The organism is Paenibacillus sp. SEL3, assembly GCF_054602585.1.
In genome coordinates, this window is sequence record NZ_CM137725.1 from 6,405,409 (window position 1) to 6,429,231 (window position 23,823).

25 protein-coding genes and 1 riboswitch are annotated in these 23,823 nt (G+C 43.9%); of the genes, 5 read left to right on the forward strand and 20 right to left on the reverse strand.

Features of this window, described 5'->3' with window-relative positions; all coding sequences use genetic code 11:
* Positions 1 to 789 (reverse strand): SDR family oxidoreductase, encoded by a 789-nt coding sequence (locus ACYCS5_RS28800; RefSeq protein WP_029517480.1) that lies wholly within the window; start codon positions 787 to 789, stop codon positions 1 to 3.
* Positions 790 to 992: 203 nt separating this feature from the next.
* The gene (locus tag ACYCS5_RS28805; RefSeq protein ID WP_029517479.1) at positions 993 to 1,994 is read right to left on the reverse strand and encodes a copper amine oxidase N-terminal domain-containing protein; all 1,002 of its coding nucleotides are present in this window, start codon (positions 1,992 to 1,994) and stop codon (positions 993 to 995) included.
* Between the two features lie 251 nt (positions 1,995 to 2,245).
* On the opposite strand from ACYCS5_RS28805, the gene ACYCS5_RS28810 reads away from it, so the two are divergent.
* On the forward strand, positions 2,246 to 3,163 hold the full coding sequence (locus tag ACYCS5_RS28810; protein WP_340955554.1) for an AEC family transporter: 918 nt from the start codon (positions 2,246 to 2,248) through the stop codon (positions 3,161 to 3,163).
* A gap of 341 nt (positions 3,164 to 3,504) precedes the next feature.
* Here ACYCS5_RS28810 and ACYCS5_RS28815 read toward each other — a convergent pair whose 3' ends face one another.
* The 3 genes from ACYCS5_RS28815 to ACYCS5_RS28825 all read right to left on the reverse strand — a co-directional run bounded on the left by ACYCS5_RS28815 (position 3,505) and on the right by ACYCS5_RS28825 (position 8,876).
* A complete protein-coding gene (locus ACYCS5_RS28815) occupies positions 3,505 to 6,576 on the reverse strand; it encodes a X2-like carbohydrate binding domain-containing protein (RefSeq protein WP_459760563.1) in 3,072 nt (1,023 codons plus the stop codon).
* A 448-nt stretch (positions 6,577 to 7,024) separates the two neighbouring features.
* On the reverse strand, positions 7,025 to 8,197 hold the full coding sequence (locus ACYCS5_RS28820) for a M20 metallopeptidase family protein (RefSeq protein ID WP_459760564.1): 1,173 nt from the start codon (positions 8,195 to 8,197) through the stop codon (positions 7,025 to 7,027).
* A 169-nt stretch (positions 8,198 to 8,366) separates the two neighbouring features.
* Positions 8,367 to 8,876 (reverse strand): GNAT family N-acetyltransferase, encoded by a 510-nt coding sequence (locus ACYCS5_RS28825; RefSeq protein ID WP_029517475.1) that lies wholly within the window; start codon positions 8,874 to 8,876, stop codon positions 8,367 to 8,369.
* 116 nt (positions 8,877 to 8,992) lie between these two features.
* Between ACYCS5_RS28825 and xerS the strand changes: the two genes are divergently transcribed.
* Positions 8,993 to 10,093 carry a tyrosine recombinase XerS gene (gene xerS, locus ACYCS5_RS28830; protein WP_029517474.1) on the forward strand — a complete coding sequence of 367 codons (1,101 nt, stop codon included), beginning with the start codon at positions 8,993 to 8,995 and terminating at the stop codon, positions 10,091 to 10,093.
* A 4-nt stretch (positions 10,094 to 10,097) separates the two neighbouring features.
* Here xerS and mobB read toward each other — a convergent pair whose 3' ends face one another.
* From mobB to ACYCS5_RS28845, 3 genes are all read right to left on the reverse strand, one after another.
* A complete protein-coding gene (gene mobB, locus ACYCS5_RS28835) occupies positions 10,098 to 10,646 on the reverse strand; it encodes a molybdopterin-guanine dinucleotide biosynthesis protein B (RefSeq protein WP_029517473.1) in 549 nt (182 codons plus the stop codon).
* A complete protein-coding gene (locus ACYCS5_RS28840) occupies positions 10,643 to 11,920 on the reverse strand; it encodes a molybdopterin molybdotransferase MoeA (protein WP_459760565.1) in 1,278 nt (425 codons plus the stop codon). The genes mobB and ACYCS5_RS28840 overlap by 4 nt, the downstream gene beginning before the upstream one ends.
* Before the next feature lie 195 nt (positions 11,921 to 12,115).
* On the reverse strand, positions 12,116 to 12,355 hold the full coding sequence (locus ACYCS5_RS28845; protein WP_029517471.1) for a helix-turn-helix domain-containing protein: 240 nt from the start codon (positions 12,353 to 12,355) through the stop codon (positions 12,116 to 12,118).
* Positions 12,356 to 12,443: 88 nt separating this feature from the next.
* Here ACYCS5_RS28845 and ACYCS5_RS28850 point away from each other — a divergent pair, with 88 nt between their 5' ends.
* Positions 12,444 to 12,659 (forward strand): helix-turn-helix transcriptional regulator, encoded by a 216-nt coding sequence (locus ACYCS5_RS28850; protein WP_016820733.1) that lies wholly within the window; start codon positions 12,444 to 12,446, stop codon positions 12,657 to 12,659.
* Between the two features lie 269 nt (positions 12,660 to 12,928).
* On the opposite strand, the gene ACYCS5_RS28855 is transcribed toward ACYCS5_RS28850, so the two are convergent.
* From ACYCS5_RS28855 to ACYCS5_RS28870, 4 genes are read right to left on the reverse strand one after another with little or no spacing between them, the layout of a single operon-like run.
* On the reverse strand, positions 12,929 to 13,663 hold the full coding sequence (locus ACYCS5_RS28855) for a hypothetical protein (RefSeq protein WP_459760566.1): 735 nt from the start codon (positions 13,661 to 13,663) through the stop codon (positions 12,929 to 12,931).
* A 5-nt stretch (positions 13,664 to 13,668) separates the two neighbouring features.
* The gene (locus tag ACYCS5_RS28860) at positions 13,669 to 13,800 is read right to left on the reverse strand and encodes a hypothetical protein (protein ID WP_256026089.1); all 132 of its coding nucleotides are present in this window, start codon (positions 13,798 to 13,800) and stop codon (positions 13,669 to 13,671) included.
* Positions 13,773 to 14,321 (reverse strand): accessory gene regulator ArgB-like protein, encoded by a 549-nt coding sequence (locus ACYCS5_RS28865; RefSeq protein WP_069011745.1) that lies wholly within the window; start codon positions 14,319 to 14,321, stop codon positions 13,773 to 13,775. Before ACYCS5_RS28865 ends, ACYCS5_RS28860 begins: the two co-directional genes overlap by 28 nt.
* Positions 14,272 to 14,985: a hypothetical protein gene (locus ACYCS5_RS28870; protein WP_029517468.1), complete on the reverse strand. Its 714-nt coding sequence runs from the start codon at positions 14,983 to 14,985 to the stop codon at positions 14,272 to 14,274. Before ACYCS5_RS28870 ends, ACYCS5_RS28865 begins: the two co-directional genes overlap by 50 nt.
* A 266-nt stretch (positions 14,986 to 15,251) precedes the next feature.
* Here ACYCS5_RS28870 and ACYCS5_RS28875 point away from each other — a divergent pair, with 266 nt between their 5' ends.
* Positions 15,252 to 15,479, forward strand: a complete 228-nt coding sequence (locus ACYCS5_RS28875) for a helix-turn-helix transcriptional regulator (protein WP_029517467.1) — start codon at positions 15,252 to 15,254, stop codon at positions 15,477 to 15,479.
* 139 nt (positions 15,480 to 15,618) lie between these two features.
* Here the strand turns inward: ACYCS5_RS28875 and ACYCS5_RS28880 are convergent, their stop codons facing one another.
* From ACYCS5_RS28880 to ACYCS5_RS28900, 5 genes are all read right to left on the reverse strand, one after another.
* Positions 15,619 to 16,374 (reverse strand): DUF4247 domain-containing protein, encoded by a 756-nt coding sequence (locus ACYCS5_RS28880; protein ID WP_029517466.1) that lies wholly within the window; start codon positions 16,372 to 16,374, stop codon positions 15,619 to 15,621.
* Between the two features lie 13 nt (positions 16,375 to 16,387).
* Complete coding sequence (locus ACYCS5_RS28885; protein WP_029517465.1) at positions 16,388 to 16,894, reverse strand: DUF4178 domain-containing protein; 507 nt, start codon at positions 16,892 to 16,894, stop codon at positions 16,388 to 16,390.
* Positions 16,895 to 16,918: 24 nt separating this feature from the next.
* The gene (locus ACYCS5_RS28890; protein ID WP_013310484.1) at positions 16,919 to 17,326 is read right to left on the reverse strand and encodes a DUF350 domain-containing protein; all 408 of its coding nucleotides are present in this window, start codon (positions 17,324 to 17,326) and stop codon (positions 16,919 to 16,921) included.
* A gap of 131 nt (positions 17,327 to 17,457) precedes the next feature.
* Complete coding sequence (locus ACYCS5_RS28895) at positions 17,458 to 18,126, reverse strand: PspA/IM30 family protein (RefSeq protein ID WP_010348252.1); 669 nt, start codon at positions 18,124 to 18,126, stop codon at positions 17,458 to 17,460.
* An 88-nt stretch (positions 18,127 to 18,214) separates the two neighbouring features.
* Positions 18,215 to 19,237, reverse strand: coding sequence for an NADH:flavin oxidoreductase/NADH oxidase (locus ACYCS5_RS28900; protein WP_459761357.1), 1,023 nt, complete (start codon positions 19,235 to 19,237; stop codon positions 18,215 to 18,217).
* 305 nt (positions 19,238 to 19,542) lie between these two features.
* Here ACYCS5_RS28900 and ACYCS5_RS28905 point away from each other — a divergent pair, with 305 nt between their 5' ends.
* On the forward strand, positions 19,543 to 20,349 hold the full coding sequence (locus ACYCS5_RS28905; RefSeq protein WP_069011741.1) for a polysaccharide deacetylase family protein: 807 nt from the start codon (positions 19,543 to 19,545) through the stop codon (positions 20,347 to 20,349).
* Between the two features lie 193 nt (positions 20,350 to 20,542).
* Here ACYCS5_RS28905 and ACYCS5_RS28910 read toward each other — a convergent pair whose 3' ends face one another.
* The 3 genes from ACYCS5_RS28910 to ACYCS5_RS28920 all read right to left on the reverse strand — a co-directional run bounded on the left by ACYCS5_RS28910 (position 20,543) and on the right by ACYCS5_RS28920 (position 23,789).
* The gene (locus ACYCS5_RS28910) at positions 20,543 to 21,211 is read right to left on the reverse strand and encodes a 3D domain-containing protein (protein ID WP_029517462.1); all 669 of its coding nucleotides are present in this window, start codon (positions 21,209 to 21,211) and stop codon (positions 20,543 to 20,545) included.
* Between the two features lie 6 nt (positions 21,212 to 21,217).
* Positions 21,218 to 21,386: riboswitch (cyclic di-AMP (ydaO/yuaA leader) on the reverse strand.
* Between the two features lie 230 nt (positions 21,387 to 21,616).
* Positions 21,617 to 22,339: an amino acid ABC transporter ATP-binding protein gene (locus ACYCS5_RS28915; protein ID WP_029517461.1), complete on the reverse strand. Its 723-nt coding sequence runs from the start codon at positions 22,337 to 22,339 to the stop codon at positions 21,617 to 21,619.
* Positions 22,326 to 23,789: an ABC transporter substrate-binding protein/permease gene (locus tag ACYCS5_RS28920; protein ID WP_029517460.1), complete on the reverse strand. Its 1,464-nt coding sequence runs from the start codon at positions 23,787 to 23,789 to the stop codon at positions 22,326 to 22,328. Before ACYCS5_RS28920 ends, ACYCS5_RS28915 begins: the two co-directional genes overlap by 14 nt.
* Positions 23,790 to 23,823 lie beyond the last annotated feature (34 nt).

The window sequence follows — 23,823 nt, forward strand, 5'->3', positions numbered from 1 at the left end:
TTATAACGATTTAATCATTCCGCCATCCACAAGGATGGTGCTCCCTGTCAAATAGGATGAAGCTGAAGACGCCAGAAAAGCAACAACTTTACCGAACTCTTCAGGCTCTCCATACCGCCCCAATGGAATGCCCTCTTCTGCTTGTTTTCGAACCTGATCCGTCGTTTGCTGGGTTTTCTCAGCTCGATGCTCGTCCAAGCTACGCACGCGATCGGTTGCAATTCTCCCCGGTGCTACAGTATGTACCAGAATATTATGAGGAGCCAATTCCAGAGACAATGTTTTCGCCAATCCAGCGACTCCAGTACGTAGCGTATTTGAAATGATTAGTCCCGGAATTGGCTGCTTAACTGAGGAAGAAGCAATATTTAATATCCTACCGCTTTGTTGTTTTTTCATATAGGGTAACACCTCACGGATCAACCGGATATGACTAAGTAAATTTTGTTCAAAGGCCTGCATCCACACTTCATCAGTAAAATCATCAAAGGTACCAGCAGGAGGCCCACCCGCATTGTTAACCAAAATATCAACGGTGCCAAACAAATCAGCTGTACGGCGGATGGCCTGGGAGATATCTTCTGGTTTTGTTACATCGCAAACTACATATTCAACGCGGCCACTCGCTGTTTCCAGTAATTCCGCCTGCGTCCGCTGAAGCTCTGCTTCGTTCCGTCCTGAAATGATGACATTCGCACCCTCGCGTGCCAGCTCCCGTGCGCTTGCCTTGCCGAGTCCTTTACTGGAACCTGCAACAAAGGCTGCTTTTCCCGTTAATCCTAAATCCATCTATAACACTCCCTTTTGTCAGTGTTCTCTATTTAATTGTACACATGACCAGCACATAATGCGAATAGCTTGGTAGTATCATGAAGGCTATCTATCCTCTCACCATTAAAAAGAATACGGAATCATTCATTGCAAGGTAAAACAAAAAGGCCTGACATTTAGTCAGGGGCCCTTTTTGTTTACAAAATATTTGTTACAGCACGTTATGATGTTGATGCAGGTGTTGTTGGCTGCTCGTATACAACAACGGACTGGCTCTCAGGCTCCCATTTAACATTTGTCCCCAAGGCCTCTCCGATTACCCTTACAGGTACCATTGTCGTCCCATCCACTATGGATGCTGGCTGCTCGATAGAATACGGCTGACCGTTAATATATGCTTTCGGACTGTTAACAAATAATTTGACGGACACGCCGTTACGGGTGACAGTAACAGCCTTTTCTTTCGGATCCCAGGAAACCTTTGCATCCAAAGCTTCGGAAGCTGTTCTAAACGGAACAAGTGTGGTCCCATTGCGGTTAATCGGTTTGGCGTCGTATTCTTCACCATTCACGAACAGCTTCATACCCGACGGCCGTCCGGCCTTCTTCGAGAATTCACCCAGCTTTTTGTAGCTGTCCAGATCGGACACATTAGCCAGTACCGCCTCCTCCTGCATGTAAACGGCATCTGTCACATTTCCGTTTTCAGCCAGTAGCTCAGCTGCCTCAGTCAGTGCTTTACCAGAATTCCGGATCAATTCAAGTTCAGCAACCTGCTCCGAAGTCAAACGGTCCGGGTATTTCGTAAGCAGCAGATTCGCAATAACCGCTCCTGCCGGCTTATCCTTCGTATTTTCTACCGCGTGAAGCAGACCCTTGTAACCGTTGCGTCCCTTGTGACCATTATGGTCTTTGGACCCCCCGTATGTATCATCCGTTACTGCAACAGGTTCAGTTTTTCTGATTTCTGCGTGTTTGTCTTTTTTACTGTTTTCATCCTTTTTACCGGATGCTTTGTCCTTTTGTTTTTTGGACTGATCATTGTCTGAGTCATGGGGATTGATTAGCTCTTCCCCGCTCTTTTCATTCCCGTCTTTAACAGACGTCTTTGCTTCCTGTTTGTTCCCCTGATCATTTCCGCGTCCCTGCTTGGCTTCAGCGGTTCCCGCTGCCAATCCCAAGACCAGTATACACGCTAGTAAAGCTGTCCAAGTGTTTTTCATGATGCGATTCCTCCTTATAGTAAACACCGGGCTCAATCGTCCCTAGATGTATTAACGGTTTCTCTAAGCTGATTTTTTATCTTTTTTTATTTAATGTGTGAGACACCACTATAGCTGCAGTCCAGATTACCAAAACCACTATAAAATTTTATTATACGCCTAACCTATTTACACAGTATAATGAGAAAATGCCCATGCATTTATAAGAAACAGCCTTTACATTCGCATAATAGAAAGAAGATGAAACAGACATGTTCGGCACCATTCTTTTGGACGTTGTTTTACCTATTTTTGTACTTATCGGTTTTGGTTGTATCATGCAATATTATTTTCGACTGGATTTGTATACCTTAGCTAAAATCAATTTTTATTATATCACCCCCGCAGTTGTGTTTACGGGTCTATATCACTCGGAAATTTCTTTAATGCTCATGGGTGAGGTTTCACTTTTTTATGCCTTGTACATAGCTATTCTGTACGTAATCAGTACTACCGTCGCCAGATCGCTGAAATACAGCCCTGGAATGCGTGGAGCTTTTACAAACAGTGTAATGCTAGATAATTCAGGAAATTATGGTCTACCAATCAATCAGTTGGTGTTCAAAGGTGATCCGCTAGCCATTTCCGTTCAGGCTCTGATTATGACCTTTCAAAGCTTTGTTACATTTACATACGGTACTTTTGTTGTACAGAACGGTAAGGCTAACACTCGAAAAATTTTAATTAATTTTTTGAAAATGCCTGTACCTTATGCACTTGCACTAGGTTTGCTCCTAAATCTGTTGCATAGTCCGTTGCCTAATTTACTGGCTGAACCTTTGAATTATATTAGTCAGTCGATGGTTGCCGTGGCTCTGCTTACTTTGGGAGCACAAATTGTGCAATATCCCTTTCGCTTGCGCCGTACAGCCGTGTACATCAGTATGGTACTACGCCTGATTGCTGGTCCAATAGTCGGTTTTATGCTTGTCTTGCTGCTGGGTCTTAAGGGGATTCCCGCTCAAGCCTTGCTCATTGCATCGGGTATGCCTACCGGAGTTAATACAAGTATTTTGGCGGAAGAATATAAAAATGAACCCGATTTTGCCGCACAAACAGTATTACTTTCAACGATTATGAATGTCATTACGATGACACTGTTAATTTCAGTATCCCGGCATCTTGTTTGAGGTGTATGATAATATAAAAAATGGATTAGAGACGCTTTTTGTCTAAGGACAGGAGCGTTTCTTTTTCGAAATAAAAGAACGTATGTTCTCGTTAATGTTTCATTTTTTTACTTAAAGTGGTGTGTTTGTTTTGTGCAGATTGTATGCGAGCAAGAGTTTTTTCTATTATGAATTTTTCATATAGTGAAATAATTATATTATTTAATTTGAATCTCTATTAGTTGCTGTTTTCACCTTGTCGTTGCTTTTTCCTAAAAAAAGAATGCGGGACAATAAGATCGTCAAAAATAAAGCCAGCTCACTCATTAGAGTGGCTGACTTAGGATTATCCTTATTAAGGTTTAGGGCTCAATTCCCCATTGCTTGCTTCCAGACAGATAAGCGGTTATTTTAGCGGAATCTTGTAAACTGTTTGCTGTAGGATTAAATGAATAATCATCGGTCTGTGTGTAACTGCTCCAGTCCTCTTTGGATATCCGGGTTTGCAAATCCACACTTTGACCAGGCTCTAAAGAACCCGCAGCCGATTTAAACCCAATTTCTGCATAAGAGTCTGCCCCTGGCTTCGCATTGGATAATGTTTTGAAGCTAGCAATCACATTCCCTGTACCGACGCTCGACCAATCCGTGAAGAAATTTTGTGTTTTCTCCCCGTTAATGGTGTAATAATAACGCAATGTCACATCTGCTAGGGAAATGGATGAGGTTCCCGTATTGGTTATTTTAAATTTGGAACTGATTGTATTACTTGTGGTGGATACATTCCCATTGAAGGTTTGCACCTTCAGAACGCCCTCGCCTGTTCCCGGCTCACTTGGCGTATCCCCTTTCACCGTAATCGTAAACAACACATCATTGCCTGTACTAAAATGGAAGTTTAGTGCTGTCTCTCCTTTAGGAAGTTTAGATAAATACTTGTTGGTAAGAACGACTGTTTCCTCACTAAGCGTATAATCTTCACCTTTGTTCAACACCACACTCCCCTGCTTGATCGCTTCTAGCGTATTGCCGTTAAGTGTTAGCTTGACAGTAATATCCGGATTGCTGTTATTCACTCCATAGGTTGCAGTCGTTGGTGTAATACTTGCTTGCCCGGTAGATGGCTGATCACCACCCACACGATCTGCCACCAGAATGCCGCGCCCATTCGTTCCCAGATAAGCACGTCCATAAACCCGTGGGTCCCCAATAATTTTGGTCACTCGAGCATATTGATGTTTGTCATCATTAATGCGCGCCCAGTTTGCACCAGCATCGTCCGATCGGTAAAATCCACGTGTACCATCCATTTTACCAACGATAAATACCGCTGCATTCGTGCGGTTCGGCGCTGCCTTACCAAAGCCTACAAAATCCGCTTCCTGCACATTAGAGAGCTTGGTGAACGTAGCGGCGGAATCCTTGGAATGCCATAAGCCATATGGACCTCCATCCTCGGAGCCTCCGGCGAACCACACATCTCCTTCTGCTCCTCGTACAGCATCAATATCAGCATTGCCTGCTGTCGGTAAGCCAGTTACCGCTGAAGGCGTAAAGGATACGCCACCATTGGTGCTCACATATATTTTCCCGGAGACAAATGCGTAATATTTATTAGGGTTCACTCGGTCAGAGACGATCTTTGCATTCGCTGGAATCCCTGTGCTTGCTGTCCATGAGTTGCCACCAGTTTTGGAGTAAAACACACCTTTGTCTGATGTACTCCACAGCAAGCCATTACCATCAGCCGCTACGGCGATACTGCCTCCTCCTGCTGTACCTGAAGGCTCGCTATTTGCTTTATACCAGTTGGCTCCGCCATCATTGGAAAAACCGATGGATTTGGCATTTGGATCTTTTTTGTAATCTGCTTTACCTACCCGGGCCATAAAGGAAGGGTTCAGTTCGGCATAATCAATGCTTTCGCTGCTTGTAAAGGTCGGATTATCCAGCATTTTAGCTGGAGCCTTGAATAAATCGTCATGTCTGAATCCAGAGACATCGCCTACTGCGCTCACCAAAGGCGCACCGGTTGGAGGGCTCACCAGGTCCAAAATCGCCGTTTCCTCTACCCCTTTAGCGGCTACTGAAATATCCAGCTTTCCGCCTTTATCCCAATTGGTTAGATTTTTAGAGCCATAAATCGTAGCTCCGGTGCCGTACAACATATGGTCTGAATTAAATGGATCTATCTCCAGATCACCGATCATCCACCCCAGCTTGGGCGATACTTCCGGTGGAGCCGGGTTGGCATTGAAAGTCAGCCAAGGCGCACCGCTTATATCCAGATTATATTTCAGCTTGCGAGACGGATAACCATCAAATTCCCAAATAGGACTCCAGGTTGCCCCACTGTCCGTGCTGCGGTAAATCGTTTCATCCGGCCACCAGGCATTCAACGTAGCAACCATAAGTGTACCTGGCTTCTGGGCATCCACCGTCAGTCCACCATATCCAAAATGATTGTCCGCGCTGCTGCTACCTATGGGGCTAATGTTAGTCCACTGCCCGCTGGCTGTATTTAATTTCCACAGTTCACCCTTTGATCCATCATATGGACCTGCTCCATCGCTATAAGAAATATACAGATTGCCGTCCGTTGATAACACACCGTGATGTGGCAAATAGCCCGTAGGCTGTCCCGCTATAGCAGACCAGGTTGTCCCGCCATCTGTACTGCGATAGACACTTTGCTTTTTATCTGCTACACCTACATAGATCGTCTGCGTTGCTTTACTCGAAGAGCCTGTTTTTTTGTCAAAGGTGATCCAGGCTAAACCGACAATGTCGCTGGTATATTCATTGGAAGGGTCCTGTACATACGTCCCTGGATTTGGGAAACTGCTCACCTTGCTCCAAGTTGCTCCAAAATCAGAGCTTTTCCATAGTCCATTACCACTTCGAGCTCCAAAGAACAAAATATTATTCCTATTTGGATCAATCGTCAGACGTTCCCCCATCGAGCGCCCCGGCATATTGCCCCCCACCTTAAAAGGAAGCTTGGTCGTCTGCCACGTATTGCCCCTGTCGGTGGAACGCATAATTTGCCCGTTTTGTTTATCCCATGAATTAGTATACGTACCTGTAGCTATATATACACGGTTTGGATCAACAGGATCAGTCGCTAGTGCATCGACACCATTTTTGTTCCAATCCTCCCAGCCCACAGAATCCGTCAGCGGAATCCAGCTCTCATTGGCAGCATTCCACCGGTAAGCCCCTCCAATATCTGTACGTGCATAGATCAGGTCTTTTTCCGTTTCATTAAAAATAATGCCAGGTACAAAACCACCACCTCCACCCGTAACGACACTTTTCCAACTGTAATCGTCACTTGAAGCAGCATGAGTCGGCGCTATCATTCCTGTCCAGGAAGCACCCGCTACCACAAGCGCCAAACAAGCAATCTTCAACCTGTTTTTTGCCTTAGTCAATGAATTCAACCTCCTTCTTCATAATCATTTGAATATACGAATTCGTTCCTATCGTTATCGTTGCTTCTCACAATTCTGACAAATGTTCTCTTAGACTCACCCCCATTCATCCCAATAAATATAGTGCAACACCCAATTTGTTAGCGCTTACACTGTTGTCATGCTCAATAGATTCGTCATCTTTTTTTCATTTCCTTGTACGAAAAATCAAGATCATGCGATATTATCTCCTGCTCCGCAGCTTATAGTATGAGGTTTAGACTTCCTTCAGAGTTAACACCTTTTATTTATTTCTATTATGAATTTTTCACATAGTGAATTAATTACTTTATTTTCATTCTTTATGGGTGTCAAAATACTTGGATTTACAACAAAAAAACCGCGCTATGCGCGGTTCCAGCTTCCGTTACTTCCGTTAATACTGGCTTTAGTCATAAACAAATGCATATTATTGCAAGTATTCAAGCGCCAGAGCTAAAAAAATATGCCCTGAGACGAGCAATGCCCGCTCATCAAAATCAAAGTGAGGATGGTGATGAGCAAAATGCGTTCGTTCATCCTCATTACGGGCACCTACATGAATGAAGGCTCCCGGTCGTTGCTCCAAATAATAGGCAAAATCCTCTGCTCCCATGACCGGCTTCAAATCCAAAAAAGCGTCTGCTCCATACAGTCTGCCGATGAGCTCGCGTACACGCTCCGTTTCGGCTTCGGCATTCACCAAAGAAGGATAGTCATTCAAATAGTCCATTTCGTATCCGGCATGATAAGCCTCAGTCAACCCCTTGACGATACTGCGAATTTCATTCTCGACTTCCTTACGCACTTCCTTATTAAACGTACGTACAGTCCCTTCAATTTTGGCCTTATCTGCAATCACATTAAAGGCAGTTCCAGCTTGAAATACCCCAATCGTTAACACTGCTGATTCAATAGGGTCCACCCTGCGACTAACCACCTGCTGCAACCCGTTCACAATTTGACTGCCGATAACAATAGAGTCTACCGTCTGGTGCGGTCGTGCGCCATGCCCGCCTTTACCGTTGATCTGGATCGTAAACGCGTCGACAGCCGCCATCGCAGGCCCACTCTTTAATCCAATTTTACCAAAAGGAATTTCAGACGCGAGGTGAATACCGTATACCGCCTCTACCCCTTCCAGACAGCCATCCTCAATCATAAACTTGGCTCCGCCAGGCGGTTTTTCTTCTGCATGTTGAAAAATAAACACAAGCTTTCCCTTCAGCGCCTCACGGTTATGGCTCAACACGCGTGCCACTCCAAGTAATGCAGCCGTGTGACCATCATGCCCGCAGGCATGCATAACACCCGGAACGGTCGATTTATAAGGCACTTCCTTTTCATCCTGAATAGGAAGTGCATCAAAATCAGCACGAAATGCAATCGTTCTACCTGGCTGACCGCCTTCTAAAAACCCGAGCACACCGTTTCCACCCACATTCGTTCTTACCTCAATACCAAAAGAGCGCAATTGATCGGCGATAAAAGCAGATGTATTCGTTTCTTCAAAAGAAAGCTCGGGATGCTGATGTAGATGTCTTCTCCACGCAATCAGCTCTTGTTCACCATCTTTTAATTCCTGAACCCATTTTTCTAGCATAATACCCTCTTTTCCTATTGAATTTATATGCTTCTATCCTTATCTTACCATGAACAGCCTGTAGAATGTAGCTCTCTTATCATAGAAGACTTGAATTTACAACAAAAAAGAGCCGATAGGATACTCTCCCCAACTCTTTTTCATTACTAACTTATCTATTTAGAATTTTTCAGGTATTGAAAAACTGACTAATGTTTCCTCTTACGGGATGTGTCTGTTCCCTGTACTCACCTTTCGTATAGCTTCCAATCACCTTACGCCAAAAGGATTGTGCCGGCCTATTCGTACTCATCTGGGTCACCTTCCAGCGTCCGTTAAAACGTCCAAACAGCTCATGAGCCGCCCAAGTCCCAACCCCATTATGCCGATAAGGACGAAGTACAAAGAACTCAGCCATGTAGTAGTCTGCTTCTCGATTGCTGGACATTCGGTCAACGAGTGCAAAGCCCACAGGAACATCCTGTCTCCAAATCAGAAAAGGCAACTTCTGTTCGCCGCTCGTCCAATATTGATACAAGTCTGGATAAGCCGGGAATGTCCCCTTCTCAGTGACATCAATTCGCAGATAGGCTGTAAAATCGTATAAATAAAATTGCATGAGCTGTACAATAATGTCCTTTTGCGACTCCGGTACACTCTTAATAGACAGCTTCAGTTCCGATTTGATATTATACCCCATACTTTCACCTCTCTTGGCGGTTCAATCCGTTCTTTAACTTCGAATTACATCCCATCCAGTGCTGTTCAAAATATGCTAAAATACATATATATTATGACCGGACGAGGTGGAACCCAATGAATATACAAAAGATCATCGACCGGCGCAAACTAGATGAAAAAATGCCGGGATTACCATGGTACGTGCAGCAATTTATGGATTATAAGCTGCCCGACCTGTCCCCTTCCACACTACTAGAATATGTGCGGGATTACGAAGCTTTCTTTTCATGGCTTCGCTCGGAAGGCTTGTCTGCCGGAGAAACGAATGCCCAAGTTACACTTGAAGAGTTGGAGACACTTCACATGGACAGTATTACAGGCTTTCGATTATTTCTGTCTACTAAGCTCGAAGGCTCCAACTCCCGTATAACCATTTCACGTAAGCTGTCGTCTCTGCGTTCGCTTTTTCATTATTTAAGTCAGATCGCTGAGGATGAAAATTTTTATCCATTGCTCAAACGCAACATTATGGCCAAGGTCGAAATCAAGCGTATACATAAACCCAAGGATACGGCGGCCAAGCTTAAAGGTAAAATACTGGAAGAGGAAGAATTGCTTGAATTCATCGGTTATATTTATGAAGGCTATGGTCAGGATTTGGCCGATAATAAGCAGGCGCTATACTCCTATGAACTAAATAAGGAACGGGATGCCTGCATCGCCAGCCTCATTTTGAACTCAGGCCTGCGCGTATCTGAAATCGTCAATCTGAATCTGGATGATTTAGACATAAACAATAAATTATTATATGTGTATCGCAAAGGCAATAACGACGAAACCTTTAAAACGCCGGTGTATTTCCGCGAGCAATCCAAAGATGATCTCGTACTTTATTTGTCCCTGAGACATACCCGTTACCGCGCTCCAAAAAAAGAAAAGGCTCTCTTTGTCACACGTCCTAACGGGAGTACAGAAGGCAAACGGATGACCAAAAGAGCGATTCAGGCAATGATCATAAAGTACGCCAAGCGTTTCGGTAAGCCTTACCTTACCGTGCATAAGCTTCGTCATTCCTTTGCTACTGATTATTATTTACAAAATGATATTTACAAAACAAAGGAACAACTGGGGCACGCTTCGACAGAAACAACAGAAGTGTATGCCCACCTGACTGACAAAACCATGTCCCAGGCGATCGAACGGCGGGTAGAGACTCTAAGCGACTCAGCCGATTGACGTCTCACCCCTGCTTATTCCTCATTCCTTCTATCTGCTTTTGAATCTGTTCGAGTAGCCAGCGGCCTGCGGGTCCGTTGGCCTCAGCAGGAAATATTTGTATCATTTCATCTGAGTAGTGATGTTGAGCCCAATCCATTTGATGCTCCCAAACCGCTACCCCCTGTACATTTGTCAGCTTATCGGTAAGCTGAGCATCCGATTGTTCCTTAACCATGACCAGCTTCGGATAATCCTCCTGCTTGAAGCCTTCCAGCAACACACAATCATAGGCCTGAAAATGCCGTATCAGACTGGTGACAGGCTGACTATTCTCCTCTAAAATAGCTGTTCTTCCAGCCGAAACAATAGCTACGCCTTCAGCACCCGCCTGTCGGTGCTTATACGTATCAGTACCCTCATGATCCATTTCAAATTCATGTCCATCATGCTTGATCACTGCTACGCGTAGACCTGACTTCTGCACATAACGAATTAACCCTCCGAGAAAGGTCGTTTTCCCCGTATTTTTGAATCCGACGATTTGACATACAAATGGATGTTTCGTATTCACGTTACCTGTCCACCTTGTAATACCAGTACGCGCACCTCTTCACCTTTGCGTAATCCTTCTGTTGTAGGAGGAATCACGATCAGACAGTCGCTGTCCTTAATGGTCACCATGACACTAGATTCATCTGCTCGCGCAGGAATCGCGTATACTTGTCCACCACGTATCTCCAAAGAGCTGCGTACAAAGCGTGTATAGTTGTTTACCTTCGTATAATCTGCGCCTAACTTCGCCGTCCAGGTTTGTAAATATGGATGTGCCGCAGATAACATCATTTGGATCGTCGGCCGTACAAACAGCTCACAGCCTACAAAGCACGCACCGGGGTTGCCTGAAAGCGCAAATAACAGCTTGCCGTCAATCACTGCGGCTGTGGTCACACTTCCTGGACGCATCGTAACTTTGTTGAACAGCATATTCACATCTTCCTGTCGTACCAGGTCACCCATAATATCAAAATCCCCCACCGATACTCCTCCACTCGTGACCACGATATCATAGGCAGCTATGGCTTTACGTACAGAGATACGGGCAAGACTCAAATCATCATGAATGGCTTGTAAAATGAACGGCTCTCCTCCTGCCTCTCTGATTTGAGAAGCCAGCATATATGTATTACTGTTTCGAATTTTTCCCGGTTGTAACGGCTCATCCACTGCGAGCAATTCTGACCCTGTGGAAAAGACAGCCACCCTTGGCTTCCTGTAAACAGGCACCCGATGTACACCAAAAGTAGCCAGTACTGAGACATGCCCCGCTCCCACGCAAGTTCCCTTACTGAGCAAAAGCTGACCTTCCTTAATCTCATGACCAATTTGTGTCACATTTTTGCCAACTTCCATACGCTTCTTCAAGCCAACATATGTCTGTCCATTTTCCTCACGCAGCTGTGTCGCCTCCAGCATAACCACCGTGTCCGCTCCTTCAGGTAGTTGTGCTCCTGTCATGATGCGGGCTGCCATTCCCGTCTCCACCCGCTTGTCCGATACAGTGCCACAAGGAATTTCATCAATCACGTGTAGCCAGATTTCCTGACCGGTCGAACAGACTTCAGTGTCCGAGGCAAGGATCGCATAGCCGTCCATACCAGAACGACGAAAGCGGGGATACGGATGTGGCGCAGTCAAATCCATCGCCAGATAGCGACCATGTGCTTGCTCAAGCCCTACGTCCTCCCTTTCACCCTGTTTAACATGACTAGCTATCCTGCTTTGTGCCTCTTCCACCTGAACTGCTTTACGCTGGAATTTTTCTGCGTTTAATGATGTATGATTCATATTTTCACTCCGTTCTTCTTAAATGCCCTCTTTCTGTTATAACGCTAAAACCGTTATCTGGCAAATCCAAACGGTATTTATTGAATTGCTCCAAGTCTTTATCCGCCAAAAAACAGCCTGGATATCATATCGCGGCTGTTTTTGGTAGATTTCAGTTTTTAATTTTGCGTATCATCCGGTCATTTCTCTATTTTATTAGTTTATATTAATTTTTCCGAAATAGATTGAATCTATTGAAACCTCATATAACGAGGACATTTGCTGTGCTCGAGCTATTGTTAAATCGGATGAATCTTCCTCTATATGTTTTAATTCATTCATTGACATACCAAGTATATTGCAAGCTATTAACTCACTATATCCTGAAGCGAGTCGTGCCATCTTTATTGTATAAAAGCTAGTGCAAGTTACATTTTCATTTTTATCTGCAACCATCCAATCAACTCCACAATATAATTGATAAAAAAGTAATTTACCTGTATACTCTGAACGAAACACTTTTCCCCTGTTAGGAGCAAGTAAGGTGCAAAAACTTACTCGGGGGAAATGCCTTTTGAAAGAGGAACTCAAATCTCATGGACGCACTCAATCATGGCTCGCCCGACGAACTGGATATTCGCGGCAACAAATATCCAACTGGATCGCGGGACGTGACAAAATGTCATTCGAGGCGGCAGTCCTCATTTCTAGGATATTGGAGTGTAAAGCTGAGGACTTATATGAGTGGGAACTTGCCTGACAAACAGGCATTTCCTTCGGGGCATTTGTACATGCCGGCATTTACAATATATATCCCGCTTTCACCCTCCTTTTCTTATATGTAGATTGTTTTCACCTTTATTTAAAAGATTGTTATTTTTTTCATAATCAATTTTATCACATGGAAAATGATTAAAAACGGGAAATATGTCGAATTAAATCGAACCCGTCCGGCTTATCCTAGTCTAACTGATTATTGACTTATTCATTTAAATCTGGTAACAAAAATGACCCCTGAATTTTCATGGGTCATTTCCACAATTTTTTAAACGCTTTAAGTTTATTATGAGACATCGAGCAAGTGAAGTCAGATCCTTCGAATCGTACCAGCCCTCCAAATGCGTTAGACTCAATTTCACAAACCAAGTCGAGATTTATCAGGGTATCTTTATAAGCTGGATATAGATACGGAAAAGCTTCCCTGCAAGCCTGTGCGGTTAGCCCGATTGTATAAGAACGATCTCCAGAGTTGAAACGAGGGACATAATAATTTTTTTTAGGTTCCCACATATCCACACTATGCATATTCATTATCTTAAAAAAACCGCTCACTGCTGCCTTACCCACTACCTTAATTTCCGATCCGAAAATATAACGAATTTCTCTATCGGCATTCATTGCATCTGCATATATTTGTTTCCACCGAGATAAATTTGCTGAATTTATACTTTCCTTAATATCATGATTTTTAAAAACAACCTGCCCCCCTCCATAATCTCCCGTAATGATCTTGTCCACTTGTGTGATGTTAACCAAATTAGATCCGTCCAAATTGCAAAAAGTGGGTAAGCCTACGGAACATTCATGGAGGGTGGTGGGAACTGTAAATCTTCCATGAGAAGTATGAAAAAGCGGAATGTGATAATTGCTTTTAGGCTTCCACAATTCAATCGCAACTAGGTGATTCTCACAAAAAAAAGAGCAATCTCCAAGTGAATTGTCATCAAGCAATGGAGTGGCTAGGATTCGCTTTCCCTCTTCCATTAAATTCAGTTCTTTTCTGTTTTCTTCAGCTCAGCTGGTACAGGTTTAGCGCCAAAAATTGTTTTTTCTTTTTTCGTAGACTCGTTAGCGTATTTACCAAGGCTTATACTTAAAGCTCTCGCCAATTTCTTATCCATTTTCGCTCACCTCCTTTCCATAAAGGAAGAATACTGAATGCTTGTATAATTAAAGCTAAACATATTATGTGAGATTGTATAAAAAAATTTAATATGCAAACCAAAATACATATCGTTTTATAATATTTGTGATGTTTGGTCTTATTAATATAGATAAAATGATTGGGAGCATATAGTACAATCACTAATAATGAACAAGCGTTAATTATCAAAATCGTTGCTAAACTTAAAGAGACAAAAGGTATAGTTACACATATGGCCGTTGTAAAGAAGACACAAAGTGTAAGGTTGCTGAAGTGTACCCCTCCTGAAAATCTCCTTACAAACATGATCGTAGCCAGAGCTAGTAATGCCCCCCAAAAATGTCCTGTTATCCATCCTATAACTGCGACCATGAGCACTGCTGAAATTTCGGTAATTTTTATACCAATCGCATACTCCATCACTTCAACACTTGTGGGTCCATCAGGATCAGCTTTCTTTATTTCTGATGCGATGTGCCTCGATAGCGTTTCTAGCATCCTCGTAATCTCCTTTCTCTGATAAGAAGTACGATATTCCAAAAGTTAGTAATGAGATGGAAAGTAATCCTATCGTATTGGAGTTATAGAGCATATACAAAGTAACAAAAATAGTGACAAATGATATTAGGGACCCTATAATGAACATTTTATTTAGAGATGCTAGGTAATTTTCACCTTTCAAAAAATCATGTGGGGGTTGAATGATAAATGAGAATCCAAAGTTATATTTACCCATCACAAAAGAAATAAAGTACGCAGTAAGGATGGAAGACAACTGTATAACGTATATAGAAGAGCCAGCTGTATCACTTATAACACCTGGCTGTGCTACTCCGAAAAAGTTTGCAAATATATATACAAATAGCTGTAGGTTAATGTAAGCTGTAAGACCGGAACCAGCAGAAAAAGCCGCAAGATATGTTTTGATCCCTAAACCAAATCTTAAAAAGAGAACCATTAACAAATACTGAAGCGGAAAATCTAATTTAGGCATGCCTATTACTTCTCTCATGAGAAAGGAAAACAAAGTTATGCCAATTGCATAGAGAAGTATTTTTCTTCGATTTTCCCACACGGGGAGCATATAAATCTTCAAGACCAAAGTAACTGCCGCTAAAGCATCGAAAAAACCAAGTAAAATATATAAAAAAGCAGATAACACAGTTACACCATCCTCCTATTTCGCCTGATGTAATTGTATATTTTACTAATAGATGTGGCAATGAAATAATCTAGTAAATTGGATTTTTTTGTATAAATATGAGTTGGAATTTTCTTCCCCTGGCTTTCTTCTTCAAACTCGACACCCATTTATACTAACAAAAAAAGTCACCCCAAGTGAGCGACGTTGCTTTTGCTAATGTATTATGTTGGTTTTTTTTCGATATCAAGGTTATAATCTACTTAATTTGGGGTGGAGGGATTATAGTGGCTTTAAGTGACAATTTTAAAAAATTACGTATAAAATATCATTTGACTCAACAAGAACTTGCTGAGATCGCTGGGGTTACCAATAAAGCAATTTCAGCTTGGGAGAGCGGACTTTCTGAACCACGGATGGGTGCTATAGAAAAGATAGCTCGTCATTTCCATATCAAAAAAAGCAACATTATTGAAGACGATGGTATTGAACACATAAGCTCTGATCAAGTGTAGGTCAAAATAGACGGCAATAAAATCGAAGCAAAGGAGCACCGTTCAATTCACTTTAGGTTATATCAAACTACAAAAAAGGAACTGTGCAACAGCTCCACAGTTCCGCAAACAACTTTAGAAGAAAATAAAATTTTACCCATTATCGTCGACTTCGTCGGCTGATTTTACCTGAACCGCTACGTGTTTTGGGCTTACTATAAGATTTACGCGGCGAATCAAATATGCTGGAACCGCCGCTGTCGCTCCGGTCACGTGAAATCGAGCCTCTGCTCGGTGAACTGCTGGACCCTCTGTCGAACAAACTTCCGCTTGACCCAACGCTAGAATCCGAGTTCTTCCCTCTACGGGTAACCGAACCTTTCCGCTCCACCGTAATCGGCGGAATCGCCTTTTTCTCCTGCACTGTAGGAGCACGATATTGGCCCTGAGAAGGTCGGTATACATCTCTGCTGGAGTAGCCCCGATAGGAGCCTGAACCACGTAAGGAATCAAACAGAGCATCCAGCACAGTTGCGGTTAAGTATCCTTTTAAAAAGCTTGAACTGTAATTTTGTTCTACATACTTTTTACTGTCAATTTCAATGAGTGTATCTTCCTTCTTAGCTGGATCTTGCTGCAAATGGTACCACTCATCGCTATATACCAGAAACATCCGCTCATTGCTCTGCGGTGACATTTGTTCCGGTGTACGCTGTTCTTTCAATTCCTCCGCTACTTCCGGGACTGTCTTGCCAGCTGCCCGGTATACATACGAGGTTGAATTTCCGCTGCCACTAACCGATTCCAGCGGATACGTATCCTTTACACTTGGCGCGCCGCAACCGCTTAACACGGATACGAACAAGCTCAGCGCCACAAAGACCTTTAATGCATACTGCCAGGTGCGTTTGCTCATGTGTAACCCTCTCCTAGCTTGCCCGAATAACCTTGACGTCTCCGGTAATCACTTCTTCTCCTTCATAAAGCATAAAGCGACCGTCCTGCCACTCTACCCGCAACAAATGGTAATTATCAGACTGGTACTGCCAAACATGCTGCTCTCCACCCTGTCGGAAAGGAGCACGGCCCATGACGGTAACTTGCCCAGAATATTGCTCCTCCAAATGATACGTTGTATCATCCAGCTCTAAAATGGTCGGCACTTCCTCAGGGTTGTCAAGTCTGCCGTCGATGGCCTGATATAGTCCGAATTGCAGTGTTTCCCGTTCCTCTATATGAAGATAACTGATTTGATTACCATCCTGAAGTGTCAAAACAACGGCATTCCGGGCACGATTATGTACACGACCTACCACTTCATAGGTGACAAGCGAAACTTCACAGATATCACCTGGATTTAAGTGAAGCATGCTTTTCTCTGCTTTTGGCGGCTCCGGCTTAGCAAATAGATTTGAAATTCGTTTCCAAACACCCATGGTTATATTCCTGCCTTTCTTAGCCTAGAAGCATGCTGTAATGATCAAGGCGCCAACCAGATGCAGCGCTCCTGAAAACAGGCCGAAACCAATTTTACCTTCCTGTGTACCTTTATCCAGATCAAACTGGGCCCAGTACCGCAACAGCAGACGTACAATAACTTCCAAAACAAGCAGGATGACAAAAGCGATCACAGAATACACAAGCGCTTCGAGCAAATTATTAGCTGTAGCGATAGAGCCTGACAAAATATAGCCTTGTGCAACCAGCTTCATAATCATTCGTACCGTTACGGCCATATTTCCAGCTTTCACTTCGGCAAAATCCTTATACTTCGTGAATAAAGAGTCGACATACATTAATGCGAAGATCAAAATAGCTCCCGCACCAGTCCATACAAGCATTGCTTTCATCGTTTCTAAAAAATGCATTTCATACCATCCTCCACATCTTCTTGACCTTCATATAATGTTTTACGCCTGCGGGCAGGGAAAAGCGAAGGAGAAAACGTTTCTCCTTCGCTTCCTGAGCAATCAAACTTGGCGGCACTGCTTAAATGTTCTTATTTATTTTCGTATTGCTTCAACAAAGCGGCAAGCTCATCGTCCACGGCGCTTTTCTTATCCAGCTCTTTGAACTCCTCATCCAACGATTTTTCCTTAGAAGACATTTCGTTGCTCGCTTCGGCACGTGCTTCTGCTTGCAGCATTTTTTCCTCCATACGCTTCAATCCGGCAGTTGCCGTATCAGAGCTAAAACCGTTCATAGCTTTGTTAATTTCAGTTTGCGCTTTAGCTGCGTTATAACGGGCAACCAGTGTCTCGCGCTTGTTTTTCATTTCTGTCAGCTGTCTGCGCATTTCATCCAGCTTGCCACGCAGGTTATCGGCTGCAGCTTTGTTCTGTTCGTAACCAGCTTTGAACTCGTTCATTTTTTGTTCAGCAGATTTCTTTTCTTCCAGCGCGCGACGGGCCAGATCTACATTTTGTGCTTTTGCAGCGGTATGTGCCTGTTCTTCGCGTTTCTTTACCAAAGCAGCCTGTTCTTCGTATTGCTGTTTGAATCTCTTTTCAATAGCAATTTGAGCGGCTACCGCTTTCTCTGCATCTTCCAGGTCCTCTTGCATATCACGAATGTATTGGTCCGTCATTTTAACTGGATCTTCTGCCTTGTCAATAATGGCGTTAATGTTGGACATCGTAAGATCTCTTAATCGTTTGAAAATAGACATGTGAAGTTCCTCCTAGAGTTGAATGCTTAAATTTTAAGCTCTGTACACATGTTTACGCAAGCTTTGCAAAGAGGGTTTCAAAAATTATCTAAAAGCCGCGCAAGTAAGGCTCTGGGATGTCGGCCTGTACTTTTAGCTCCCGCGATGCATGCAACGCCCAATAGGGATCACGCAGCATGGCGCGGCCTATTGCTACCAGATCAGCTTCTTTTTGCTGAACAACCCGACGGGCGTCCTCATAATCATCCAGTAATCCAACAGCAATTACAGGTACATTCAGCTTTTCACGGACGGTATGAGCTAAATCCACCTGATAGCCAGCACGCGCAGACGGCCCTCCGCCAGAACCAATTGGACCCTCGCCACCAGAAGAGATATGGAAAATGTCCACACCTGCATCACGATATCGTTCCCCTACACCTGTTATGTATTCCACATTATATCCATCCTCGACGTATTCTTTGGCAGATATCCGCATAAGCACAGGCATATCAGCAGGAAGAACCTCTTTAACAGCATGTATGACCTCAACACCGAACAGTGACAGATCCTGGCCATATTCATCTTCTCTCGTATTTGTTAAAGGCGAATGAAATTGATGGATCAGATAGCCGTGAGCGCCATGTATCTCAACCGTATCAAAACCGGCTTCCACCGCGCGGCGCGCGCCTTCTTTGTATGCCTGAACCAGTTCCCTGACTTCTGCTGTCTTTAAGGGGTGCGGCTTTTTAAGGCGTTCGCTAAAAGGAATCGAAGAAGGACCCACAGGTTGCTCAGCATCTTCGGCCTTGCGTCCAGCGTGGCCTAGTTGAATGCCAATTTTGGCGCCATACTTGTGAACTTCCTCTACAATCTTACGATATGCAGGAATATGTTCGTCACTCCAAATACCTAAATCACGATCCGTAATACGTCCATCAGGATGAACCGCTGTCATTTCCACAATAATAAGTCCAGTACCTCCTACTGCTCGGCTCACATAATGGACATGATGCCAATCCGTCGGATTTCCATCCTCGGCCTCCACACTGAATTGGCACATCGGGGGCATAACAATTCGATTTTTTAAAGAAAGCCCCTTTAATTGATAAGGAGTAAACAAGTCGGTCACTTTTATCCTTCCTTCCTTCAATTCCATGTCTGTATAATTATGAATTGCAACCCCATTATACACCAGCTGTCACGGGATACCGAATCCGTTGTAAGGCTAAAACTTGCGAAAATGCTCTTGTTTTCGGTCATGTTTAAGAGAATATGTACGTTTAGCTCCATCATCTTCATTGATAATCATTTCATCGCGAACTTCTTTCCAGACGTTTATGAGCCTAACTTGGTAACCAGCATATTTTTAATAGGACAGGTACATAATAGTCGAGAGCACCACTAGGTACCACTGCACGAAAAGGGGGGATACATATGCCGTACAGGGGAGTGTTGCCATGCTTGGCACTGTTACTAGCATTTTCAAGTTTACCCGTTCACGCGGATGCGCCTCCCAAGATCGGAACGCCCCATCCCAAGGAAGCAGCTGTTGCTTCTTCTGTACATCTGAGTACAGATCGAGCTACTCCTACATTAGCAATGTTGCGTAAAAAACATGCGGACATTTTTAAAATGTGCGGCCCACACACCCGCCAAATTGCCTTAACCTTTGATGATGTGCCCGATTCTAGGTATACGCCGCAGGTTTTGGACGTATTACACGCCAACGGCATCAAAGCCACCTTTTTCATCGTCGGTCACCGTGCGGAAAAGCATCCGGGGATTATACGTCGTATTATCCGTGAAGGCCATGCTATAGGAAATCATTCCTATACTCATCCGGATTTTAGGAAGGCTACACCAGAACGCTTTCGCAACCAGATTACAAAAACAGAACGTATTTTACAAGCCAGCGCAGGTTTTCGCCCCAAGTTGATTCGTCCACCCTACGGTGAAATTACAGAGCCTCAAATAAAGTGGGCACGTCGTCATGGCTACATGATTGTCAACTGGAATGTAGACTCTCTCGACTGGAAGGGACTAAGTAAAACACAAATTCAGCGAAATGTGATTCCAGCTACAGGGCCTGGCTCTATTATTTTAATGCACGCTGGTGGAGGTCAAAGTTCCAACTTGCAAGGCACTATCCAAGCTTTGCCGGGTCTAATTCACTCTCTAAAAGCTAAGGGCTACAAATTTGTGACAGTCCCCCGGCTACTCCACACATCGGAACGAAAATAACAGTATGTTTATAATTGAGGTCCAAGCTAAAGCAACGTAAAAAGGCTGTCTTACCAGCAGAAGTATTCTGCTCGTCAAGACAGCCTTTTTACGGATAGGACCTGATAAGAGTCCGACCTAGATATATACGGATATAGGCGTTATGTTTACATAATATATATTATGTTTAATTAAACTGTATATACGTACAATGCTATTTATCAATAACGTACAGCTTCACATTTTGAAATCCAAAGTCGTTCACAAATGATTTGTTGCCTGGAATAAAGATATCAATCCGCTTTCCTGTAATGGCGCTGCCCTGATCGCGAGCGACAGCTACAAAAGAATGATCCGGCAAACCTGGATGGGAGTAGCCTGTAACCAGTACTTTCGTGCCCATCGGAATGACGTTAGGATCTACCGCAATTGTACCTAGTTTAAGCGGATTGCCGTAGTAGTCCACTGCGCCCCATTTACCATTCTCATCGGCTGCGGCAGAATACGCTGAAGCCTTAACGTCAACTATTTTGCTATAGTTGAATGTTTTACCCCAAGCTTCAATCGTTGGCGCCTCATTCGCTGCTGCTTTCTCCGTAAGAAGCTGCGGCTTCGATTCCGAAGCTGCCTTTACACTTTTTTCGCCAGGCACCTTAATTTGCAGACCTGCATATATATTGCTGGAGGCAATGTTTGGGTTAGCCTTTGTTAGCTCGTCTACCGATACTCCATAACGTTGAGCAAGCAAAAAGAAGGTATCGCCCTCTTTGGCAGTGTGAAGCGAGGCAGCATCCGCTATTCCAGCTGTCTGTGCCAACCCTGCAATAGCTGCGGCAAGCACCGCAATTTTCATCGTTTTACCAATATGTTTTAAATGTTTCAAAGATATGTACCTCCTCTTTTATGCCTGCGAAGTTAGCTGTCGGATTCGGACTCAGGAGAAGCCCTATGCTTGTGCAATTCACCCCTAGGCATATTCCTCATCGTCTTATGACGTATCGGAATGGCTGCCGTTGTTACGTCCCCCGCACTTCCCATAGTTTGGGCCAGCATTTCAGCGCTTGTCTAACCGCATGCTGTCCCGGTAAGTTTTGGCTTACTGCATAATATCACAATTTTGTAACCTTATCCGCATGAAAATGTTGGGAACCCTGAACATCATACTACACTCGTTACAATTTTGTCATTAAGAAATCGATATTTGTTACGAAAGTATGGGGAAATGGTGACAAAATAAGAAAAGCCCTCCGTCAACGGAGAGCTTTTTTATGATTAGACCAGCACTTTCTTACAATACTTTGGCAAGAAAATCACGAGTGCGATCATGGCTTGGAGTGCCAAATACCTGGTCTGGTGCACCCTGCTCCACAATTTGACCGTTATCCATAAAGATAATTCGATCGCCTACCTCGCGGGCAAAGCCCATTTCATGCGTTACAATTACCATTGTCATACCGCCTTCGGCGAGCTTCTTCATTACATCCAGAACCTCTCCAACCATTTCAGGGTCCAATGCAGAAGTCGGCTCATCGAACAGCATTACGTGCGGCTGCATGGCCAAAGCACGCGCAATCGCAATACGTTGCTTCTGACCACCGGATAGCTGGTTCGGATAGGTATTCTTCTTATCCTCGAGCCCCACGGTACGCAGGAGTTCTAATGCAATTTTTTCCGCTTCCTTACCTGACTGTTTTCTAACCTGCGTCGGTGCAAGCGTCAGGTTCTGCAACACTGTTTTGTGTGGGAACAGATTAAAATGCTGGAACACCATCCCCATTTTTTCCCGGGTTACATTAATATTATGACCACGAGCTGTAATCGGCTCGCCCTCAAATAAAATCTCCCCATCCGTCGGCTGTTCTAACAGATTCATACAACGCAAAAACGTACTCTTCCCCGAACCGCTGGGACCGATGATAACGACAACTTCTCCTTTGGCGATATCTATATCAATGCCTTTTAAAATCTCATTCTTGCCGAACGATTTACGCAATTGTTTAACGGTGATCACTGGCTCTCAACTTCCTTTCCCATAAACCAAGCAGCTTAGACAAGCTGAATGTCATTACAAAATAAATAGCGGCTGTGATTATGAACGGACTTAATCCTTCGTAGGTAATATTCTTAATGACCTGGGCTTGATACATAATATCCACCATACCAATAGTCGAAATAATGGAGGATTCTTTAATAATTGTAATAAACTCATTACCTATAGCAGGCAAAATAGATTTAAACGCTTGTGGCAAAATGACGTGACGCATAGCTTTGCCTCGTCCCATACCCAATGAGCGTGCGGCCTCCATCTGTCCACGGTCTACTGCCTGGATACCTGCACGGAAAATTTCAGCCAGATATGCCGAGCTATTCAGAGACAATGTGATTATACCGGACTGGAGTGGAGTAAAATTGACACCCAGCGTCAAAGCAATCCCGTAGTGAATGATCATGAGCTGCACCAGCATAGGTGTGCCACGCAGGATCTCCACATATGTGGTACCTAACCACTCAATGATGCGTATACCACTCATCCGCAACAAGGATACGATCAGACCAATGATAAATCCAAACAGTACTCCGAGTGCAGACAGCAACAGAGTGTAACCAATACCCGTAGCGTAAAGACTGCGGTATTTCCAAAAAATATCTACGATGTTATTAGAAGAAACCTGTCGATCTGCCGAGAGTGCACTCGCTTCTGTAGAAAACTTTTCAATCGACCCGTCCGCTTTCAGGCGAGCCAACGTTTTATTTACAGAGGCAAGCAATTCTGCGTTCCCCTTGCGTATACCTACAGCAGTTTCTGCTCCGGCATCCTCAGGTATCGCTTTGGCAAGTGTTACGGTCCCATCTAACGTGTACCCTTTAGCAACCGTATCTTCGATCACAACAGCGTTGATACGCTGGGTCCGCAGCTGGAGTACCAGATCGGATATTTTGTCCAGTGAGGTTACAGAGGCATTGGGTACTTTTTGAGCAATTTCTTCCTGAATACTCCCCTTTTGCGCGCCAATCTTCTCGCCTTTCAAAGCAGCCATCGTAGGATATTTGTCTTTATCCTCTGGGCGTACCATAATGACTTGCTTGGAGCGATAATATACATCTGAAAAATCAATGCTTTTTCTACGCTCATCCGTCGGTGTCATACCGGACAGTACCAAGTCTACGCGACCACTTTGCAGAGCAGGTAGCAAAGAGTCAAAACTCATGTCCTCAGGGACCATCTCCGCACCCAAATCTTTGGCGATTTCCTTCGCGATTTCCACATCGAAGCCAACAATAGTATCCTTACCGTTAATAACTTTATGAAACTCATACGGCGGAAAGTCGGCACTCATGCCCACTACAAGTTTTTTCTGTGGCTTTGCTTCCGTTCCGTATGCATTGAGCATGGGAAGACCCGTCAACAGCAAGATAACCGCCGTCAAAACCAGGGCGGTAAAACGATATGCCTTTTTCAATCTTTTTTTCTCTCCTTAAATTCTTTATAATAAA

Coding starts and splice junctions, on each gene's coding strand:
- ACYCS5_RS28800 (WP_029517480.1), bottom strand. CDS start 789: ATGGATTTAGGATTAACGGGAAAAGCAGCCTTTGTTGCAGGTTCCAGT.
- ACYCS5_RS28805 (WP_029517479.1), bottom strand. CDS start 1,994: ATGAAAAACACTTGGACAGCTTTACTAGCGTGTATACTGGTCTTGGGA.
- ACYCS5_RS28810 (WP_340955554.1), top strand. CDS start 2,246: ATGTTCGGCACCATTCTTTTGGACGTTGTTTTACCTATTTTTGTACTT.
- ACYCS5_RS28820 (WP_459760564.1), bottom strand. CDS start 8,197: ATGCTAGAAAAATGGGTTCAGGAATTAAAAGATGGTGAACAAGAGCTG.
- ACYCS5_RS28825 (WP_029517475.1), bottom strand. CDS start 8,876: ATGGGGTATAATATCAAATCGGAACTGAAGCTGTCTATTAAGAGTGTA.
- xerS (WP_029517474.1), top strand. CDS start 8,993: ATGAATATACAAAAGATCATCGACCGGCGCAAACTAGATGAAAAAATG.
- ACYCS5_RS28840 (WP_459760565.1), bottom strand. CDS start 11,920: ATGAATCATACATCATTAAACGCAGAAAAATTCCAGCGTAAAGCAGTT.
- ACYCS5_RS28845 (WP_029517471.1), bottom strand. CDS start 12,355: ATGGTTGCAGATAAAAATGAAAATGTAACTTGCACTAGCTTTTATACA.
- ACYCS5_RS28855 (WP_459760566.1), bottom strand. CDS start 13,663: ATGGAAGAGGGAAAGCGAATCCTAGCCACTCCATTGCTTGATGACAAT.
- ACYCS5_RS28860 (WP_256026089.1), bottom strand. CDS start 13,800: ATGGATAAGAAATTGGCGAGAGCTTTAAGTATAAGCCTTGGTAAATAC.
- ACYCS5_RS28865 (WP_069011745.1), bottom strand. CDS start 14,321: ATGCTAGAAACGCTATCGAGGCACATCGCATCAGAAATAAAGAAAGCT.
- ACYCS5_RS28880 (WP_029517466.1), bottom strand. CDS start 16,374: ATGAGCAAACGCACCTGGCAGTATGCATTAAAGGTCTTTGTGGCGCTG.
- ACYCS5_RS28885 (WP_029517465.1), bottom strand. CDS start 16,894: ATGGGTGTTTGGAAACGAATTTCAAATCTATTTGCTAAGCCGGAGCCG.
- ACYCS5_RS28890 (WP_013310484.1), bottom strand. CDS start 17,326: ATGCATTTTTTAGAAACGATGAAAGCAATGCTTGTATGGACTGGTGCG.
- ACYCS5_RS28895 (WP_010348252.1), bottom strand. CDS start 18,126: ATGTCTATTTTCAAACGATTAAGAGATCTTACGATGTCCAACATTAAC.
- ACYCS5_RS28905 (WP_069011741.1), top strand. CDS start 19,543: ATGCCGTACAGGGGAGTGTTGCCATGCTTGGCACTGTTACTAGCATTT.